Source organism: Laedolimicola sp., assembly GCF_051972735.1.
Taxonomy (GTDB): Bacteria; Bacillota; Clostridia; order Lachnospirales; family Lachnospiraceae; genus Laedolimicola; species Laedolimicola intestinihominis.
Map to the genome: position 1 here is coordinate 1 of NZ_JBOKYU010000024.1, position 17,974 is coordinate 17,974.

Annotated in this window: 16 protein-coding genes; 15 read left to right on the plus strand and 1 reads right to left on the minus strand. The window is 52.1% G+C overall.

Annotated features, from left to right (window positions below; genetic code table 11):
- The 14 genes from rfbA to ACTRC3_RS07205 all read left to right on the plus strand — a co-directional run.
- Window positions 1-789 (plus strand): glucose-1-phosphate thymidylyltransferase RfbA (gene rfbA, locus ACTRC3_RS07140; protein ID WP_440322587.1); only part of this gene is annotated, 789 nt, incomplete at its 5' end.
- Window positions 790-824: 35 nt separating this feature from the next.
- Window positions 825-1,376: a dTDP-4-dehydrorhamnose 3,5-epimerase gene (gene rfbC / locus ACTRC3_RS07145; RefSeq protein ID WP_178038473.1), complete on the plus strand. Its 552-nt coding sequence runs from the start codon at window positions 825-827 to the stop codon at window positions 1,374-1,376.
- Between the two features lies 1 nt (window position 1,377).
- A complete protein-coding gene (locus ACTRC3_RS07150; protein WP_440322589.1) occupies window positions 1,378-2,199 on the plus strand; it encodes a hypothetical protein in 822 nt (273 codons plus the stop codon).
- Window positions 2,186-2,974 (plus strand): ABC transporter permease, encoded by a 789-nt coding sequence (locus tag ACTRC3_RS07155; RefSeq protein ID WP_349165496.1) that lies wholly within the window; start codon window positions 2,186-2,188, stop codon window positions 2,972-2,974. Before ACTRC3_RS07150 ends, ACTRC3_RS07155 begins: the two co-directional genes overlap by 14 nt.
- 9 nt (window positions 2,975-2,983) lie before the next feature.
- Window positions 2,984-3,730 carry an ABC transporter ATP-binding protein gene (locus tag ACTRC3_RS07160; protein ID WP_440322591.1) on the plus strand — a complete coding sequence of 249 codons (747 nt, stop codon included), beginning with the start codon at window positions 2,984-2,986 and terminating at the stop codon, window positions 3,728-3,730.
- A gap of 15 nt (window positions 3,731-3,745) precedes the next feature.
- A complete protein-coding gene (locus ACTRC3_RS07165) occupies window positions 3,746-5,713 on the plus strand; it encodes a glycosyltransferase family 2 protein (RefSeq protein ID WP_349165500.1) in 1,968 nt (655 codons plus the stop codon).
- 22 nt (window positions 5,714-5,735) lie between these two features.
- Window positions 5,736-7,634 carry a DUF6020 family protein gene (locus ACTRC3_RS07170; protein ID WP_440322593.1) on the plus strand — a complete coding sequence of 633 codons (1,899 nt, stop codon included), beginning with the start codon at window positions 5,736-5,738 and terminating at the stop codon, window positions 7,632-7,634.
- An 18-nt stretch (window positions 7,635-7,652) separates the two neighbouring features.
- On the plus strand, window positions 7,653-8,612 hold the full coding sequence (locus ACTRC3_RS07175; protein ID WP_178038468.1) for a glycosyltransferase: 960 nt from the start codon (window positions 7,653-7,655) through the stop codon (window positions 8,610-8,612).
- Window positions 8,609-10,336: a hypothetical protein gene (locus tag ACTRC3_RS07180; protein WP_440322595.1), complete on the plus strand. Its 1,728-nt coding sequence runs from the start codon at window positions 8,609-8,611 to the stop codon at window positions 10,334-10,336. The genes ACTRC3_RS07175 and ACTRC3_RS07180 overlap by 4 nt, the downstream gene beginning before the upstream one ends.
- A gap of 29 nt (window positions 10,337-10,365) precedes the next feature.
- Window positions 10,366-12,153 (plus strand): hypothetical protein, encoded by a 1,788-nt coding sequence (locus ACTRC3_RS07185; RefSeq protein WP_440322596.1) that lies wholly within the window; start codon window positions 10,366-10,368, stop codon window positions 12,151-12,153.
- A 6-nt stretch (window positions 12,154-12,159) separates the two neighbouring features.
- On the plus strand, window positions 12,160-13,290 hold the full coding sequence (gene rffA, locus ACTRC3_RS07190; RefSeq protein WP_440322597.1) for a dTDP-4-amino-4,6-dideoxygalactose transaminase: 1,131 nt from the start codon (window positions 12,160-12,162) through the stop codon (window positions 13,288-13,290).
- Window positions 13,280-14,428, plus strand: coding sequence for an ATP-grasp domain-containing protein (locus ACTRC3_RS07195; RefSeq protein ID WP_440322598.1), 1,149 nt, complete (start codon window positions 13,280-13,282; stop codon window positions 14,426-14,428). The genes rffA and ACTRC3_RS07195 overlap by 11 nt, the downstream gene beginning before the upstream one ends.
- A complete protein-coding gene (locus ACTRC3_RS07200; protein WP_178038463.1) occupies window positions 14,425-14,772 on the plus strand; it encodes an EamA family transporter in 348 nt (115 codons plus the stop codon). The genes ACTRC3_RS07195 and ACTRC3_RS07200 overlap by 4 nt, the downstream gene beginning before the upstream one ends.
- The gene (locus ACTRC3_RS07205) at window positions 14,762-15,100 is read left to right on the plus strand and encodes an EamA family transporter (RefSeq protein WP_349163237.1); all 339 of its coding nucleotides are present in this window, start codon (window positions 14,762-14,764) and stop codon (window positions 15,098-15,100) included. The genes ACTRC3_RS07200 and ACTRC3_RS07205 overlap by 11 nt, the downstream gene beginning before the upstream one ends.
- Here ACTRC3_RS07205 and ACTRC3_RS07210 read toward each other — a convergent pair.
- Entirely contained in the window at window positions 15,097-16,050 is a 954-nt protein-coding gene (locus ACTRC3_RS07210) for a glycosyltransferase (RefSeq protein ID WP_178038461.1), read from the minus strand. The two genes, ACTRC3_RS07205 and ACTRC3_RS07210, sit on opposite strands and share 4 nt — an antisense overlap.
- Window positions 16,051-16,176: 126 nt before the next feature.
- On the opposite strand from ACTRC3_RS07210, the gene ACTRC3_RS07215 reads away from it, so the two are divergent.
- Window positions 16,177-17,967: an LTA synthase family protein gene (locus tag ACTRC3_RS07215; RefSeq protein ID WP_440322599.1), complete on the plus strand. Its 1,791-nt coding sequence runs from the start codon at window positions 16,177-16,179 to the stop codon at window positions 17,965-17,967.
- The last annotated feature ends 7 nt before the right edge of the window (window positions 17,968-17,974 follow it).

Below are 17,974 nucleotides of genomic sequence, written 5' to 3' on the forward strand. Positions count from 1 at the left end.
GTATATGACAAGCCGATGATCTATTACCCGCTGTCCACGCTGATGCTGGCAGGCATCCGCGAGGTGCTGATTATCTCCACACCCCGGGATCTGCCCATTTTCGAGGATCTTCTGGGAGACGGTTCCCAGCTGGGCATGAAGATGAGTTATGCCGTACAGGAGAGCCCCAGAGGACTGGCTGACGCGTTTATTATCGGTGAGAAATTCATCGGCGACGACCGTGTAGCCCTGGTTCTGGGAGACAATATCTTCTATGGACAGAGCTTCTCCAGAGTTCTGAAGAACGCGGCGGAGCGCGAGACCGGCGCTACCATCTTCGGTTATTATGTAAAGGATCCCCGGGAGTACGGTGTGGTAGAATTTGACGAGCAGGGCAAGGCTCTTTCCATCGAGGAGAAGCCGCAGAACCCCAAGTCCAACTACGCGGTTCCGGGCCTGTATTTCTACGACAACGACGTGGTAGAGATTGCCAAGAATGTAAAGCCGTCCGCGCGCGGTGAGATCGAGATCACCAGTATCAACAACGAGTATCTGCGCCGTGGAACTCTGCAGGTAGAGACTCTGGGACGCGGCTTCGCATGGCTGGATACCGGCAATCACGATGCCCTTTTGGACGCGGCGGATTTCGTAGCAGCCTTCCAGAAGCGCCAGGGCATGTACATCTCCTGTATTGAGGAGATCGCGTACCGCCGCGGCTTTATCGACAAGGAACAGCTGGTGAAGCTGGCACAGCCGCTTCTGAAGACAGCATACGGCCAGTATCTGATCGATGTGGCCAACGGATTATAAATTTTTCAAATAGCTTACAAGGGAGACAATGAAAAATGGGAAAGATTACAGTTGAGACCTGCCCGATCGAAGGTCTGAAGGTGATTACTCCGACCGTATTCGGCGACGAGCGCGGTTATTTCATGGAGACATACAACTACAACGATTACAGGGAAGCAGGCATTGATATGCCCTTTGTACAGGACAACCAGTCCGCGTCCAAGAAGGGCGTACTGCGCGGCCTGCATTTCCAGATTAACCATCCCCAGGATAAGATCGTGCGCGTGGTAAGCGGCGAAGTGTTCGACGTGGCCGTAGACCTGCGTGAGGGATCCGCCACCTACGGACAGTGGTACGGCGTACTGCTTTCCGCGGAAAATAAAAAGCAGTTCTTCATCCCGAAGAATTTCGCCCACGGCTTCCTGGTGCTGTCCGATTACGCGGAGTTCGCGTACAAGTGCACCGATTTCTATCATCCGAATGATGAGGGCGGTCTGCTGTGGAGCGACCCGGATATCGGCGTGGAGTGGCCGATCCCGGAGGGAATGGAGCTGACAATTTCTGAGAAGGATCAGAAATGGGGTGGAATTAAGGAGTTGAAGAAATAAGATGAGTGAGAGTGTACAGCTGACAGCAGAGGTATTTATTGATACAGGTAAGGATTTCCGTCCGGAGGATTCCCTGACAGTGCCTTATACCTGTGCCCTGGGTGAGACCGTAACTCTGGACTTTGACCTGACAGGCTTTGAGCACACCTGCGGCTTCCGGTTTGACCCGCTGCTGGAGGACAGCAGCATGGTGAAGCTGGAGGGCCTGGTCCTGACCTATGAGGATGACGAGACCAGACAGATTGAGATGGAGCGGATCAAGACCAACAGTGATGTGGATTTTGATCCCATCTTCGTCTATCTGCATAACGACCCGAAGTTTTTTGTGGACGAGGCTCTGTGCCTGAAGCTGAAAGCGGCGAAGGTTACCTTCCGTGTACTGGAGCTGGGCAATGACAAGAAGGAATACTGGCAGGAGATCAAGAAGCACAGTGTTTCCGAGAAGGAGAAGGCGCAGCTTCTGGGCAAACTGGATATCGCCATGAAGGAAAATCATGCCCTGGAGAAAGAAAATAAGCGGCTGAAGGTGGAGGCTGAGGATATCTATTCCTCCGGCATCTGGAAGCTGCAGCATGACGCTCAGGGTCCCATGAAGGTGATTTTCGGCAAGGGCAATATCCTGACCTTCCTGGCGGCTGTCTATCTGGCTCTCTGCAGTGAGCTGTTCATCTTTAATAACGCTTATTATTCCACACCGCGGCCCAACGACCAGGTGCTGTGCTTCAGCTTTTTCCGCTTCGGCATGGTATTCTTAGGAGCCTTTGTGCTGATTGCCGTGATCAACCGCGTGATTCAGAAAGGATACCGCCGTGAGCTTGATTAGTGTCTTTGTCAAATACAGAGCCCTCATTAACCAGCTGGTCCAGAGGGATATCAAAACCAAATACCGGCGCTCTGTGCTGGGACTTCTTTGGACGGTGCTGAATCCTCTTCTGATGATGACAGTACTGTCTATTGTATTTTCCTACTTTTTCTCCCGTTACGGAGATGTGGAGAATTTCCCGGTATATTTGTTGTGTGGTCAGGTCATCTTCAACTTCTTTAATGAATCGACCAGTATCGCTATGGGCTCCATCGTCCATAGCGGCGAACTGATTAAAAAGGTGTATGTGCCGAAGTATCTGTTTCCGATTACCAAGGTTATGTCCAGCGGCGTCAACCTGCTGTCTTCCATGATTGCGCTGGTAATTGTGATGGTGGCTACACGCTCCCGTGTGACGCCGACGGTGCTTCTGGCGGTATTTCCACTTTTGTATGTACTTTTGTTTTCCACAGGCGTGAGTCTGTTTTTATCTGCGGCTGCAGTAAGCTTCCGTGATTTAATGCATTTGTACAGTGTCGTGACCACAGCATGGATGTATCTGACTCCGGTCATTTACCCCATGTCTATCCTGGACGGCGCGCCCAAGTGGGCAGTCTTTATCATCAATGCCAATCCTTTGACTGCGTTTATCAAGATTTTCCGCGCAGTGGTGCTGGATGGTGTGACAGCGCCCTGGATTCTCCATGTGCAGAGTATCGTATGGTGCGTGATTGCGCTGGTGATTGGTTCCCTGGTATTTAAGAAATCCCAGGATAAGTTTATTCTGAAGATATAGGAGAGCAGCATGAAGTTAGAAAATGCCATAGAAGTAAATAATGTATCCATGTGCTTCAACCTCTCCAGAGAAAAGGTGGACAGTATCAAGGAATACGTGATCAAGATGCTGAAGCGCCAGCTCTTTTACGAGGAGTTCTGGGCGCTGAAAGATGTGAGCTTCGAGATTCGAAAGGGCGATTCCGTGGGTCTCATCGGCATGAACGGCTCGGGAAAGAGTACTATGCTGAAGATCATCGCGGGCGTTTTAAAGCCCACCAAGGGTACGGTGGAGACCACCGGAACCATCGCCCCCATGATTGAGCTGGGAGCAGGCTTTGACCACGATCTGACCGCCCGGGAGAATATCTTCCTGAACGGCGCGCTCATCGGCTATTCCCAGGAGATGCTGGAGGAGCGGTTCGACGATATTATCTCGTTCGCGGGGCTGGAGCGCTTCGTGGATGTGCCCATCAAGAATTTTTCATCCGGTATGCTGGCCCGCCTTGGATTTTCCATCGCGACCATCGTAGACGCGGACATTCTGATCATCGACGAGATTCTGTCTGTCGGCGATTATCAGTTCCAGAATAAATGTAAAAAGCGTATCCGGGAAATGATGGATCGCAATACCACGGTTCTTTTTGTGTCCCACAGTATCGAGCAGGTCAAAGAAATTTGCAATAAAGCCATCTGGATTGACCGGGGACACGTGCGGATGATTGGCGAGGCGGAGGAAGTCTGCGACGCCTATGAGGATCCGAACGCGAAGGAGTAAATAACGAGGAAAGTTATGGAGCAGAATATGGATCAGGAACAAATGGATTATAAAAAACTTTACGAGGCAGAACGGGAAAAGACCGAGGTCCTGGTGAGTAAAATCGAGGAGTCCGAAAAGGAGATTGAGGAGCTGAATTTCAAGCTGGACCGTATCAAGGGCAGCTTTGCCTGGAAACTGGCGATTCCCCTCCGGAAGGGTCTTCATTTCTATGAGAAAACCAGAGATCGTCTGACACGCTATGGTTCTATTCCGGGCATTATGCGAAAGGTTCGCAGTAAGCTTCAGGAGCGAAAGAATATGAAGCGCCACGGCACTGCCAGCTTTCCGAGTCCGGAGGAAGCGAAGGCCCAGCGTGAGACCGTATTTCCCAGGATGATTAAGTTCAGTATTCTGACGCCTCTTTACAATACGCCGGAGAAGTTCCTGACAGAGCTTCTGGACTGCGTACAGGCTCAGACTTACCAGAACTGGGAGCTGTGCCTGGCGGACGGCAGCGACAGCGAGCATGTCTACGTGGGTGAGATCTGCAAGAGATATGCGGAGAAGGATCCGCGTATCAAATATCAGGTGCTGGAGCACAACGAGGGGATCTCCGGCAACACCAACGAGTGCCTGAAAATGGCCACCGGCGAGTATATCGCCCTGCTGGACCACGATGATATTCTGCATCCGGCGGTGCTTTTCGAATACGCAAAGGTCATCAATGAGAAAAATGCAGATTATATCTACTGCGATGAGATCACCTTTGAGGGCGACAGCATTGACCACATGATCGTGCTGCACTTCAAGCCGGATTTCGCCATCGACAATCTGCGCGGCAATAACTACATCTGTCATTTTTCTGCCTTTTCCAGACATCTGCTGGACGAGACAGGCGTCTTCCGGAGCCAGTATGACGGAAGCCAGGATCACGATATGATCCTGCGGCTGACCGGCAAAGCGAAGCTGGTGTACCATGTGCCGAAGGCCCTTTACTACTGGCGCTCCCATAAGGCCAGTGTGGCACAGGATATCAACGCCAAGACCTATGCGGTGGACGCGGCCAAGCGTGCGGTTCACGATCACATCATGGATGTATACGGTATGGACGTAAAGGTGGAGAGCACCCGGGCGTTCCCGACGATTTTCCGGATCCGCTATCCGCTGCTGGAGCGTCCCCTGATCTCCATCGTGATTCCGAATAAGGATCATATGGAGGATCTGTCCCGCTGCGTGGAGTCCATCGTTAATAAGTCCACCTATGAGAATTATGAGATTGTCATTGTGGAGAATAACAGCGAGACAAAAGAGATCTTTGATTACTATAAAGCCCTGGAGCACAATCCGAAGATCCGGATCGTCAAATATGAGGGCGAATTTAATTATGCCAAAATCAACAATTTCGGCGTAAGCTTTACCAACGGCAAGTACGTGCTGCTCCTGAACAACGACATGAAGGTTATCACCAGAGACTGGATGGAGGAGCTTCTGATGTACGCCCAGCGGCCCGACGTGGCTGCGGTGGGCGGCAAGCTGTACTATGCGGACAACACCATTCAGCATGCGGGCATCGTTATCGGCCTTGGCGCTCACCGGGCGGCAGGCCACACCCATTATAAGGATGACAAGATGCATCTGGGCTATATGGGACGTCTGTGCTACGCCCAGGATGTGACGGCTGTGACCGGCGCGTGCCTTCTGGTCAGCCGCGCCCAGTACGACGAGGTGGGCGGCCTGGACGAGGAGTTCCGGGTAGCCTTCAACGATGTGGACTTCTGTCTGAAGCTGCGCCACGCGGGATATCTGAATGTGTTTACGCCTTTTGCGGAGCTGTATCACTATGAATCCAAGACCCGTGGTATGGAAGAGGGCGAGAAGCAGAAGCGCTTCCAGCAGGAGGTAGACATGTTCCGCCGGAAGTGGAAGGCGGATCTGGATGCGGGTGATCCCTATTTTAACCCGAATTTCTCACTGGATTATTCGGATTATACGATTAAATAACTGGTTTTATTAGGAGAACATTTTGAGCAAAAAGCAGATCACACAGAACAGCATAGCGGTGCTTGCAGCCTTCCTGGCTGTGTGCGGGATCAATTTCCTGTATCAGATCCGGGGCACGAGTACCATGCTGTCCAACAGTGTGACAGCGATGCTGATGTTCGGTGCGTTTACTTATGTGGGCGTGCAGTTCCTGAAAAAAGCGGTAAATGCCAGACTTTTGGTTTATGGCGCGGCGGGCGGTATGATGTTCGCGGCGTTTGCCGCCTGGGGGTTTTCGCTGAATTATACGGATACGATCTGGAATCCGCAGGTGTTTCCGGCCTTTGCAGCCTTAAGTCCGTTTTTTACCATCTGTGTGAGCGCAGGGCTGCGGGTATTGGCAGGCGTGTCAGAAAAGAAAGCGTCTGTTAAAACAGGAACAGAAGGAATACAACAAAAAAACGGAGCAATGGAAGCAGAGGAAACGGACGGATTGACGGGTGTGCATATGAGCGAGGCGGACGGTCCGATAGCCTACTTTATCGCCTACAGCTTCCCGGTACGGAAGTTTTACTGGTTCTGCTTTGCCGTACTCTTTTTATCCTGGATTCCGGTGCTTCTGGCCTCCTGGCCGGGAATTTTCTCCTATGACTGCGGCTGGCAGCTGGCGGCGGTGGCCGATCACGCATGGACTGCCCATCACCCGATACTCCATACAGCCATGCTGTGGCTGACGAGACAGCTCGGAAGGGCGCTCACCGGCTCCAATCAGGCCGGAGCGTTTATCTATTCCCTGCTTCAGATGGTTATCCTGTCTGCGTTATACGCGGACGTCTGCCTCTACCTGCGGCAGAAAAAAGCGCCGAAATGGCTGTGGGTCGGCGCGCTTGTATTTCTGGGTTTTCATCCGGTCAACAGCCTGATGGCTCTGTGCGCCACTAAGGATTCGATTTTTACCGCAGTCTTCGCGGTGTTTGTGGTACAGCTTTTACGCATGGCAGAGTACCCGGAGATATTTTTTGCGTCCGGGCGCAGACAGATTCTTTTCTGTGTCAATGTATTTTTCCTGTATGCCTTCCGCAATAACGGTCTGCATACGTTTCTGTTCTGCATCCCTTTTCTTCTGTGGGCATTCCGCAGATACTGGAAGAAAATGCTGCTGCTCTGCGTGATTTGCTTAGGGCTATACGGGATCTATACCGGCCCGGTCTACAGCGCCCTCGGCATTCAGCCGGGAGACGCCCGGGAGATGTGCAGCGTCCTGATGCAGTCCGCCGCCCGTGTATATAATCTGGATTACCAGGGGCTGACGCAAGAACAGAAAGAAGGAATCCTTGCCATGATTGACGAGGAGGGCCTGAATACCTATATGTCCCGGTTCGCTGATCCGGTGAAGGCTTATTTTCACGGAAGTGAATTCGCTGAGAATCCCACGCCTTTCTTAAAGACCTGGGTCAGTGTGGGAATGACCCATAAGAAAATGTATATCGACTCATTCCTGGCGGGAACCTTCGGATACTGGTATCCGGGCAATTCCATCGAGGAGACGGATAAGGGCAAAGATTACTTTGAATATGACTGCAAGGAATTCCGGGCGGACGTGGATGTGACCATGGAATCCAAAATCCCGGTGCTTTCAGAATTTTATAGAAAAATCGGAAATGAAGCCTCTTTCCAGAAGGCTCCGGTTATCGCGGCCACCTTTAATCTGGGGTTTTACACCTGGTTATGGCTGTTTACCATACTGGTGCTTCTGTATGCGCGGCAGTGGAAGCAGCTGATTGTGATGGCGCCCTTTACCGGCTATTTCCTGACGAACCTTCTGGGTCCTGTGGTGAAAATGCGGTATCACTACCCGTTTATCGCCTGCATGCCGCTGATGCTGTATCTGCTGTGGCGTGTATACAAAGAGAAAAAGAGTCAGGCAGAAACAGATTTTTAAAGACGGAGGACACGTCATATGGATAAAGTAGCGGTACTGATTCCCTGCTACAACGAGAGCAAAACAGTAAAAAAGGTGGTAGAGGATTTCCGAAAATCCCTGCCGGAGGCGGCGATCTATGTCTACGACAACAATTCCACCGACGGGACCGGCGAGCTTGCCAAAGAGGCCGGCGCCATTGTGCGCCATGAATACCAGCAGGGCAAGGGCAACGTCATACGCCGGATGTTCCGGGAGATTGACGCGGAAGTGTATGTGATGGTGGACGGCGACGACACCTACCCGGCGGAAGCAGCTCCGGAGATGGTACGAAAAGTAGTGGAGGAGCAGTCCGATATGGTGGTGGGAGACCGGCTTTCATCCACTTATTACACAGAAAATAAGCGGCCCTTCCATAATTTCGGCAATTCCTTTGTAAAGAACTGCATTAACCGCTTCTTCGATACGAACATTCAGGACATTATGACCGGCTACCGGGCCTTTAATTATCAGTTTGTGAAGACCTTCCCGGTATTGTCTCACGGTTTTGAGATTGAGACCGAGATGAGCATCCATGCGGCGGATAAGCATATGCAGGTGGATCATGTGATCATCGACTACCGGGACCGCCCGGAGGGCAGCGTATCTAAGCTGAATACCTTTTCCGACGGCTTCAAGGTACTGACCCGGATCCTGAATCTTTATAAGAATTATAAGCCCCTGGGCTTTTTCTCTCTGTTGGCGGGTATCCTGACCGTGCTGGGCGTGGTATTCCTGATTCCGATTCTGACCGAATACTGGAAGACCGGACTGGTGCCCCGCTTCCCAACCCTGATTGTCTGCGGCTTCGTGCTGATTGCGGCGCTCCAGTCGCTTTTTGCGGGACTGGTGCTGCAGAGCATGGAGCAGAAGAACAAGCAGGATTTTGAGATGCAGCTTATCGCGGCCCATGAGACCTATAAAAGTCTGCAGAAGGAAGCAAAGGAGCAGGAAGTATGAAGCAGGCAGTGAAAAGAACAGGCGCAGCCGCGGCGGCGTCTGTTCTTCTTGCGTTTATCTGTGGTTTGGCGGTGTATCAGACCATGGGTTTTGTGTACGCCATTGCCGACGACGTGATTATGCGGGATATTGCGTCCGGAGCCTTTACCGGGACGCCGGACGGTCATCTGTTTTTTGTGCAGTACGCGCTGGGACGGACGATAAGTAGCCTGTACCGGATAAACAGCAGGGCAGACTGGTACGGCTTTTTTATGGCGGGCGCTGTATTCTTAAGCCTGGCAGCGATTCTTTACCGGGGTCTGGCAGCAAAAAAAAGCTGGAAATGGAAAGGTGTGTACTGCGTGGGCGCAGTCGGCGTGACGCTTACGGCCCTGCTTTCTCATGCGGCGCAGTTTGAGTGGACCATCAGCGCAGCGGCATTGGGCGCGGCGGCTTTGTTCCTTTATGTGTCCGCGGGGCGGCGAAAAACCGGTCTGGCCGACGGCGTATGGATCTGGATGCTTCTGATACTGACCTATGGGATCCGTTCAGACGTGTTCTTTATGGTACTGCCCGGTTTTGGTCTGGCTTTTCTGTGGAAAGCGTTTCAGAAAAATGAGAATGGAAATAAATGGAAAATAAATTTCCGGGAACTGCTGCTTCCGGTTCTGGTGTTTTTCGCCGTCGGTCTGCTGTTCCTGGTGGAGAAGAAGGCTTACAGCGGTCCCGAATGGGCGGAATTTCAGCGGTTCCAGAATGCGCGCTCGGAGGTTTATGATTATTACGGAGTGCCGGCTTATGAGGCGGATCCGGAATTCTTTGATGGACTTGGGATCAGCAGCGAGGAGGTACGGGCCCTGCGTCACTACGCCCTCTATCTGGTAGACGGCATGGATGCGCAGATGATGGAGAAGTTAAGCGTCGAAGCGCGGCGGCAGACAGACGGAGAGCCTGGCACAATGGCGAAAATAAAAGCGGCGGTAAAGCTGGCCGCGGAACAGTTCTTTTCTCCGGAATATCGGAACGTCAGCCTGTCGATGGCGGTATTTTTCCTGCTGGCCGTGATATTGCTATGGAAACGGGAAAAACGGCTGTATCCTCTGCTCCTGTTGTACCTGTGCGCTCAGGGCCTGTTGTGGCTGGCTCTGGGATACGCGGGACGGCTGCCGGAGCGGGTGGCATTTTCCCTGCATCTGGTGATGCTGGGGGGTTTTGGTGGTCTGTTTACGAGTCTTTGCGAAAAAGAGGAGGATCAGTGCCCGTGGCTTCGCCCGGTGGCCGGAATTCTCTGTATTCTGTCAGTCCTTACCGTGCTTTTGCAGTGGCAAAGCTCCACAGTCAGCAACCGGGAGAAGCTGGCCCTGGACAGCAGCTTTCAGACCTTTAAGAATGCATGTAAGGAAGAAACGGAAAAGCTCTATTTTATCGAAACCTATATGGCGGAGCCGGTGGGCGGCGCCCGGGTCGTGACCAATGGCAATTTCGCCCTGAACCGCTGTCTGACCTTTGGCGACTGGTATACGGATTCCCCGCTGGATCAGGAGCGTTTCATGGCGCTTGGCGTGAAATCAGTGGAGCAGACCCTGTTTACCGATGAAAACGCGTACCTGGTGGCGCGCGATGTGGAGGATCCGGGCTTTCTGGCTTCCTGGCTTGCCTGGAAGAAGCCGGGGGCAGAGCTTACACTCACCGAAAATCGTGAGATAGACGGAAGAATGTACTATTTTTATCAGATACAGGAGTGAAACAGATGGACATAAGGACGAAAGGAGAAATGAACAGAGGATGGCGCGTCTTCGGCGCGATGCTGGCGGCATGTTTACTGACAGGCTGCTGGTTTCTCTTTGTATACAAAACCGTTCCCTTTATCTATGACATCAACGATGATGTGGCCATGCGGAATGTGGCGGCGGGCGTCATTACCGGCTCGCCGGACGCCCATCTTCTGCATATCAAATATCTGCTGGGCCTGGTGATAAGCGGTCTCTATCAGTGCTTTCCGGGGCTGGACTGGTACGGACTGACCATGATTGGCGTAGTGCTGCTGTCCTTTGCCCTCTGCCTGTACCGCGGTCTGGTATCTGAAAAAGGAATTTTCTGGAAAATCATATATGCAGGCATAGCATTGCTCCTGATGACAGCCCTGGGAACCCAGCATGTATCGGCGTTTCAGTGGACGACGGCGGCGGGCATTGCGGGCGCGGCGGGCATTTTCCTGTTTTACACGGCAGGGGAAGGCCCGGACTGGCAGATCCGGATGGAAGAAGGAATCGCGGTATTTCTGGTTCTGGTATCGCTCCTGATTCGTGACGACGTCTTTTTCATTACCGTTCCGGCAGCAGCCCTGTGTTTTTTGTGGAAATATGCCGCAAAAGGACAATGGAAATGTGGAAAAGTCACATTTCCGTTCCGCCTGAAGCACCTGTTTGTGCCGGCGGCGCTGGCAGTGGGCGTCCTGGTGATTCTGGCAGTGGAGGCCTTTGCCTACCGTTCCCCGGAATGGAGGACCTTCCGGAAGTATAATACAGACCGGGAAGCCATCATGGATTATTATGGGCTTCAGAATTACGAGACCGACCCGGCCATTTACGACGGGCTGGGTATTACGCCCGAGGAAGCGGAGAATTTACAACGCTATTCCCTGTATCTGGCGGACAATTTGTACCCGGAGAAAATGGCGGCGCTGGCCCGGCACGAGAAGGAGGCTTATACGGCTTCCAATCCGCTGAAGGAGCGTCTCTGTACAGCCTTTACGGAAATTTATGAGCATTTTACGAAGGATACCTATCATCCGGCCAATCTGATTGCCATCGCGGTCATTGCCCTGGGGCTTGCGCTCTGCGCGGCACGCTCCCGGCGAAGCCTGGGGCTGGGTTTAAGCTTTCTGGTGCTCTGGTTCGGTTACTGGGGCTATCTGGGCTACCGGGACCGTCTGCTGGAGCGTGTGGGCTTTGTGCTGTATTTTATGGCAATCTTCTTGTTCCTGGGAATCTGGTATCGGATTCAGGTACTGGGGGAGAACGACGACGGAACGGAGCGGCAGACAGACAGCGTGGGAAAAATCTGCCCCGGCAGCATCGTACTGACCTTCGGGATCTTTTGTGTCCTGACCCTGACGGCCGCGAACACCTGGCGGAGCGTGCAGTCTTACAATACAGGCCGTCGCGACTACAACCTGGAATTCCTGGATGTGAACCGCTACATGGCAGAGCATCCGGAAAATGTCTACTTTATGACGACCTTTTCCATTGAAACCTATACGGATAATTTTACCGTAAAGCGGGATTTCACCTTCAGTAACCTGCTTTCCGTGGGCGGCTGGCACACCTTCTCCCCGCTGGAAAACGCAAAGTGCGCGAAGCTTGGCATCACCGATCCGAAAAAGGATATTGTGACAAAGGATAATGTCTATGTGATTTCCCTGGAAAATATCAATCTGCGTTATATGGATCGATATTTTGAAAGTATTTACGGCGGGCAGTACCGGGGCAGAGTGCTGGCAGATACGCTGAATTACGGAGAGCAGAATTTTGAGGTGTATGATTTTACGGCGGAGGAGTGAGAAACGATGATTGGATTTAATGTAGCGCCCTTTACGGGAAAAGAATTTGATTATATCAGAGAGGCCATTTCCGCGGAGCATATCTGCGGTGACGGCATGTTTACGAAGAAATGCAGCGCCTGGATCGAGAAGAAGACTGGAACGGCAAAGGCTCTTCTGACCACTTCCTGCACCCATGCCACGGAGATGGCGGCATTGCTTCTTAATATTCAGCCGGGCGACGAGGTCATCATGCCGGCCTATACCTTTGTGTCCACAGCGGACGCGTTCGTGCTGCGGGGCGCAACGCCGGTCTTTGTGGATATCCGGCCTGATACCATGAACATGGATGAGAAGCTGATTGAGGCGGCAATCACAGAGAGGACGAAAGCCATCGTGCCGGTTCACTACGCGGGTGTGGCCTGTGAGATGGATACGATTATGGAGATAGCGAAAAAGCATCATCTGGCGGTTGTGGAGGACGCGGCCCAGGGCGTCTGCGCCTGGTATAAGGGACGGGCTCTGGGGACCATCGGTGATTACGGCTGCTACAGCTTCCATGAGACGAAGAACTTTTCCATGGGAGAGGGCGGTGCGCTGCTGATTCGGGATCCACAGCAGATTGAAAACGCGGAAATCCTGCGGGAGAAGGGAACTAACCGTTCCAAATTTTTCCGCGGACAGATTGATAAATATACCTGGGTGAACTATGGAAGCTCCTATCTGCCCAGCGATATGAACGCAGCCTATCTGTGGGCTCAGCTGGAAGCGGCAGATCGCATCAATGGGGACAGAATGAAAACCTGGGATTTATACTGGGAAATACTGGAAAGCCTGAAAGAAGCGGGAAGGATTGAGCTTCCCTTTATTCCGGAAGGCTGTGAGCACAACGCGCATATGTTCTGGATCAAGGCGGCAGATCTGGAAGAACGTACCCGGCTCATTGCCTTTTTGAAGGAGCAGGGAATCCAGACGGTATTCCACTATATTCCGCTGCACACGGCTCCTGCAGGCCAGAAATTTGGCCGTTTCCATGGGGAAGATCGATACACAACAAAGGAGAGCGAGCGGCTTCTGCGGCTTCCGTTGTACTATGGATTAAAGGAAGAACAGGTACGCTTCATAGCGGAAAAGGTAAAAGAATTCTATGGAAAATAAGAAAAAAATCGTCATAATCGGCGCCAACAGCTTCCAGAATCCGTTGATTTTGAAAGCAAAGGCCCTGGGCTATGAGACCCATGTATTCGCATGGCAGGACGGTTCCATCGGAGAGCGGACTGCTGATCACTTTTATCCCATCAGCATCGTGGAACGGGACGTTATCCTGGAAAAATGCAGGGAGATACAGCCCGACGCAGTGGCTTCCATCGGCTCCGATCTGGCCATGCTGACGGTCAACTATGTGGCCGGGAAGCTGGGGCTGCCCTGCAACAGCATGGAATGTACGGAGATCTCCACAAATAAATATGCCATGCGGAAGGCCTTTCGGGCAGCGGGCGTGCCGGTGCCGGGCTTTTACGAGGCGGACGCGGAGACAACAGCGGCGGATCTGAGCGGACTGAAGCTCCCGGTGATTGTAAAACCCACGGACCGTTCCGGCAGCAGGGGGATAACTAAGGTGGAAGAATGGGGACAACTGTCGGAAGCATTACAGGCTTCGGTGGATAACTCCTTCGAAAAGAAGGCCATTGTAGAAGAATACCTGACCGGTCCCGAATACAGCTGTGAATGCGTCAGCTGCCGGGGAAAGCATCATTTCCTGGCAGTCACAAAGAAGTACACCACAGGAGAGCCCCATTTCATCGAAACCGGCCACCTGGAGCCGGCACCCCTGACAGACGCTCAGAGAGAGGCCATTCAGAAGGCAGTCTTTGCGGGGCTCGACGCCCTGAAGGTGGAAAATGGCGCTTCCCACACAGAATTTAAGCTGGAGGGCGAGAGGGTCCGCATCATCGAAATCGGAGCCCGGATGGGCGGCGACTGCATCGGCTCGGATCTGGTGGAGCTGTCTACAGGCTATGATTTCGTACGGATGGTCATCGACGTGGCGGCGGGACGCGAGCCCTCCTTTGAGAAGGTGCGGGAACCGAAGACCGCGTACATCCATTTTATTTTCACGAAAAAGGATTTGGAACTGCTGGAGAAGTTAAAGAGAGAGATTCCGGAAAAGATACATTTTATCAGCGAGCTTACGGAGGTGCGTGAGGGCACCGTGACGGACAGCTCCACCCGGTTTGGCTATTTTATCCTGGCTTTTGAAAGCCTTACTGAAGCAAAGGAGTATGTAACCTTATGAAAAAGATTTCACCGAAATTAATTCTGGCGCTGCAGCTGGTGGTCATGCTTTACACCCTGTCCAGCGTGGCGGCGAAGATGGCCTCGGGCCAGTCGTTCTTAAGCCTGCCGTTTCTTATCTATTACGGCGTGGAAATCCTGATTCTGGGATTCTATGCCATCGCATGGCAGCAGATCATCAAGCGCTGCGATCTGTCCGTGGCCTATGCCAACCGTTCCATGGCGATTCTGTGGTCGCTGGTCTGGACTGTGATCTTCTTTCACGAGTCCCTGACGGTCAAAAATATCATAGGAGTGCTCATTGTTTTCGCAGGAACAATGATTGTGAACAGCGATGGTGAATAAATATATGCTTCTTCTGGTGGCGTCGGTCATTGTGGCGTCCCTGTCCCAGATTTTACTGAAAAAGAGCGCGTCCAAAACCTATACGTCGGTCATAAGGGAATACCTGAATGCCTATGTGATCATAGGCTATGGCATGATGGTGCTCTCCACGCTTCTGACCGTAGGCGGCTATGCCGGTCTGGAGTACAAGAATGGCGCGGTCATTGAATCGCTGGGCTTCGTTCTTGTGATGATTTTAAGCCGCCTGGTCTTCGGCGAGAAGATCACGAAAAAGAAGCTTCTCGGAAATGTGCTGATTCTTCTGGGGATCTTCGTATTTTACAGTTAAAACATCGGTTTATCGCAGCTGCTGTCCGCAGTCACAACCTGACGGATGGTGTACTGGGGCGCGTTGTTGATGCTGATATAGATACGGCCAATGTATTCGCCGATCATACCCAGCATAATCAGAATCAGTCCGCCCAGGAAAAAAATGGAAGCGATAATGGAGCTCCAGCCCATCTCAATGGAGCTGTCTACCAGCTTGCGGATAACCACATAGATTCCGTACAGAAAACCGATGCAGGCGCAGGCCGAGCCACAGAAGGTGGCGATTCGTAAGGGCTTTACGGAAAATGCGGTAAAGCCGTTGAACCACAGGGCCAGGAGCTTGCTGAAGGTATAGCCGGATTCGCCCACCATGCGTTCGTGATGGGTCACGGGGACATTGGCGATGTTCCGGGTGGCACGGAAAATCAGGCCTTCGATATAGGGATAGGCATTTTCATAGCGGAGAATCTCATCGGCGATAAAGCGGCGCATGATGAAATAGCTGGTGACCCGGAGCCCCTTTGGCTTACCAATCAGGCTTTCGGTCATACGCTCGTTCATCCAGGTGCCGAAATTGCGGAAGCCGCTGTGCATTTTGTGGGCGTAGGAGGCGTAGACCACGTCCCAGCCTTCCTTCATCTTGTCTACCAGAGTGAACAGCTCGCAGGCGGGCGTCTGGCCGTCGTCGTCCAGAGAAATGATGAGATCCCCGGTACAGTGCCGGTAACCGGCCATCAGGGCTGCGTGCTGGCCGAAGTTTTTGGCCAGATCAATGCCGGTGATATGGGAATCCGCAAGGGCAAGGGCGCGGATGCGCGGCCAGACCCGATCCGGGGAACAGTCGTTGACCAGAATGATTTCGTAATCATATTCCGGGCGCTGCTTCAGGGTTTCGCGGATTTCATTTACTACAATTTCAATTGTGGTTTCTGAGCCGTAGCAGGGAATCACAAAGGATAATTTTTCCATGTAAAATACTTCCTGTTCTCTTAAAATTTGACTGAGTTCAGTATAGCGTCTGCGGGAAGTCTTGTCAATCGGAGGCGAAGACGGTATACTGGTGCAGGTAACAGGAAAAAGACAGAGGAATTACGAATGAAAGATAAATTAAAGTGGCTGGCGGCATTTGCCATGCCGGCTTTCGGGTATCTGATGTTTGAAACCACAACGGGGAATCTGCTGCATATCAGTTTTCCCAGAGCGGTTATCAATCTGCTTTTCTATTATTTCCTATACATACTGGTGTATCTGGCGGTGAACCGGTTTCGGGCAGCGGCTGCAGGAACGACGGTAGTATTGTATATTCTGGCGGCGGCAGATTATTATGTGCTGCAGTTTAAAGGGGCGCCTCTTCTTCTGCCGCAGGATCTGACAGCCTGGAGGACGGCGGCTGCAGTGGTATCCAATTATCACATCACGTTCGCAAAATCAGTGGCCTGCGGCGCAGTGCTTCTTATTTTGATGCTTCTGCTGATCTGGCGGCTGCGCATGGAAAAGCTGACCTGGAAAAAGCGCGGAATCGCGGCGGGCTGTTATGTGCTCTGTCTCACAGCCTGGCTGCTGGCTTTTTACAGATACGATATTAAATACACCCTGGCCGGAATTGACGACGATGTATTCTGGTGGAGCCTGGAGGGCAGCTATCAGGATTTCGGCTATGTCACCTCCACGGCTATTCTGGCGAAATCTATGATAATTGAGAAGCCAGCCGGATATTCCGTAAGCGAGGCAGCGCGAATCGGGGAAACGGTTTCTTACGAAAGCACGCCGGTTTCAGAGACCACTCCGGAGAATCTGATTGTGATTATGAACGAAAGCCTGTCGGATATGCGTGTTATCCGGGATTTTCAGACGAATCAGGAGTATTTTCCGTTTATCAGCAGTCTTACCGATAATACCATCCGGGGTAATCTGTATGTGCAGGTGTTTGGCGGAGGAACCAGTAATACAGAGTATGAGGTTCTGACCGGCCACAGCATGGCGCTTCTGCCTTATGTAATCAGCGCGTACCAGGCTTACTGCCATCCGGAGGAATACGGTATGGTCAGCACATTAAAGGCCCAGGGCTATACCGCGGTGGCCATGCATCCCAATATCTCGGGAAACTGGAATCGGAAAAATGTATATCAGTATATGGGATTTGACGAATTCATTTCCAGCGGCGGATTCCAGGAGGCGGAGCGGCTTCGCAATTATGTCAGCGATCTGGGAGATTATCAGCGGCTGATAGAACGTTACGAGGAAAAGGAGCCGGGAGAAAAGCTGTTTGTGTTTAATGTAACCATGCAGAATCACGGGGGCTATGAGGAAGCATTTCCGGATTTCCGGCAGGAAATACAGGCCGGAGGCGATGTGGCGGGATACGAGCAGGCGGATCGCTATCTGTCGCTGATGAAAAAGTCAGATGAAGCCTTTGCCTATCTGCTGGATTATTTTTCACGGGTGGAGGAACCGACAATGATCGTGATGTTTGGCGATCATCAGGCTGCCATTGAAAATGGGTTTTATGAAGCATTGTATGGAAAATCCATGAAAGAGCTGACAGCGGAAGAAGCGGATAAGCAGTATGTGACGCCATTTATCATCTGGACCAATTATGAGCTGGAGAGTCAGGAGATAGACAAAATCAGCGCCAATTATCTGGGGGCGAAGATTCTCGAGACGGCCAACCTGGAACTCACAGATTATGATAAGCTGCTTCTGAAGACCTGGGACTCGGTCCCTGCCCTTACGAAAAATGGTTACTATCTGGCGGATGACAGCTATATAGCCTGGGGCAAAAATACGGAAAAGCCGGAGGAGCTGTTGGATTATCAGAAGCTGGAATACAATGCCGTGGCGGATCGGAAAAACCGAATCGACGAACTCTTTACTATCACACCTTAGGAGATGA

Excerpts from the sequence above, each read along its gene's own strand:
- rfbC (WP_178038473.1), top strand. The coding sequence starts at position 825 with ATGGGAAAGATTACAGTTGAGACCTGCCCGATCGAAGGTCTGAAGGTG.
- ACTRC3_RS07180 (WP_440322595.1), top strand. The coding sequence starts at position 8,609 with ATGAAGCAGGCAGTGAAAAGAACAGGCGCAGCCGCGGCGGCGTCTGTT.
- ACTRC3_RS07160 (WP_440322591.1), top strand. The coding sequence starts at position 2,984 with ATGAAGTTAGAAAATGCCATAGAAGTAAATAATGTATCCATGTGCTTC.
- ACTRC3_RS07195 (WP_440322598.1), top strand. The coding sequence starts at position 13,280 with ATGGAAAATAAGAAAAAAATCGTCATAATCGGCGCCAACAGCTTCCAG.
- ACTRC3_RS07210 (WP_178038461.1), bottom strand. The coding sequence starts at position 16,050 with ATGGAAAAATTATCCTTTGTGATTCCCTGCTACGGCTCAGAAACCACA.
- ACTRC3_RS07200 (WP_178038463.1), top strand. The coding sequence starts at position 14,425 with ATGAAAAAGATTTCACCGAAATTAATTCTGGCGCTGCAGCTGGTGGTC.
- ACTRC3_RS07185 (WP_440322596.1), top strand. The coding sequence starts at position 10,366 with ATGAACAGAGGATGGCGCGTCTTCGGCGCGATGCTGGCGGCATGTTTA.
- ACTRC3_RS07205 (WP_349163237.1), top strand. The coding sequence starts at position 14,762 with ATGGTGAATAAATATATGCTTCTTCTGGTGGCGTCGGTCATTGTGGCG.
- rffA (WP_440322597.1), top strand. The coding sequence starts at position 12,160 with ATGATTGGATTTAATGTAGCGCCCTTTACGGGAAAAGAATTTGATTAT.
- ACTRC3_RS07215 (WP_440322599.1), top strand. The coding sequence starts at position 16,177 with ATGAAAGATAAATTAAAGTGGCTGGCGGCATTTGCCATGCCGGCTTTC.
- ACTRC3_RS07165 (WP_349165500.1), top strand. The coding sequence starts at position 3,746 with ATGGAGCAGAATATGGATCAGGAACAAATGGATTATAAAAAACTTTAC.
- ACTRC3_RS07175 (WP_178038468.1), top strand. The coding sequence starts at position 7,653 with ATGGATAAAGTAGCGGTACTGATTCCCTGCTACAACGAGAGCAAAACA.
- ACTRC3_RS07150 (WP_440322589.1), top strand. The coding sequence starts at position 1,378 with ATGAGTGAGAGTGTACAGCTGACAGCAGAGGTATTTATTGATACAGGT.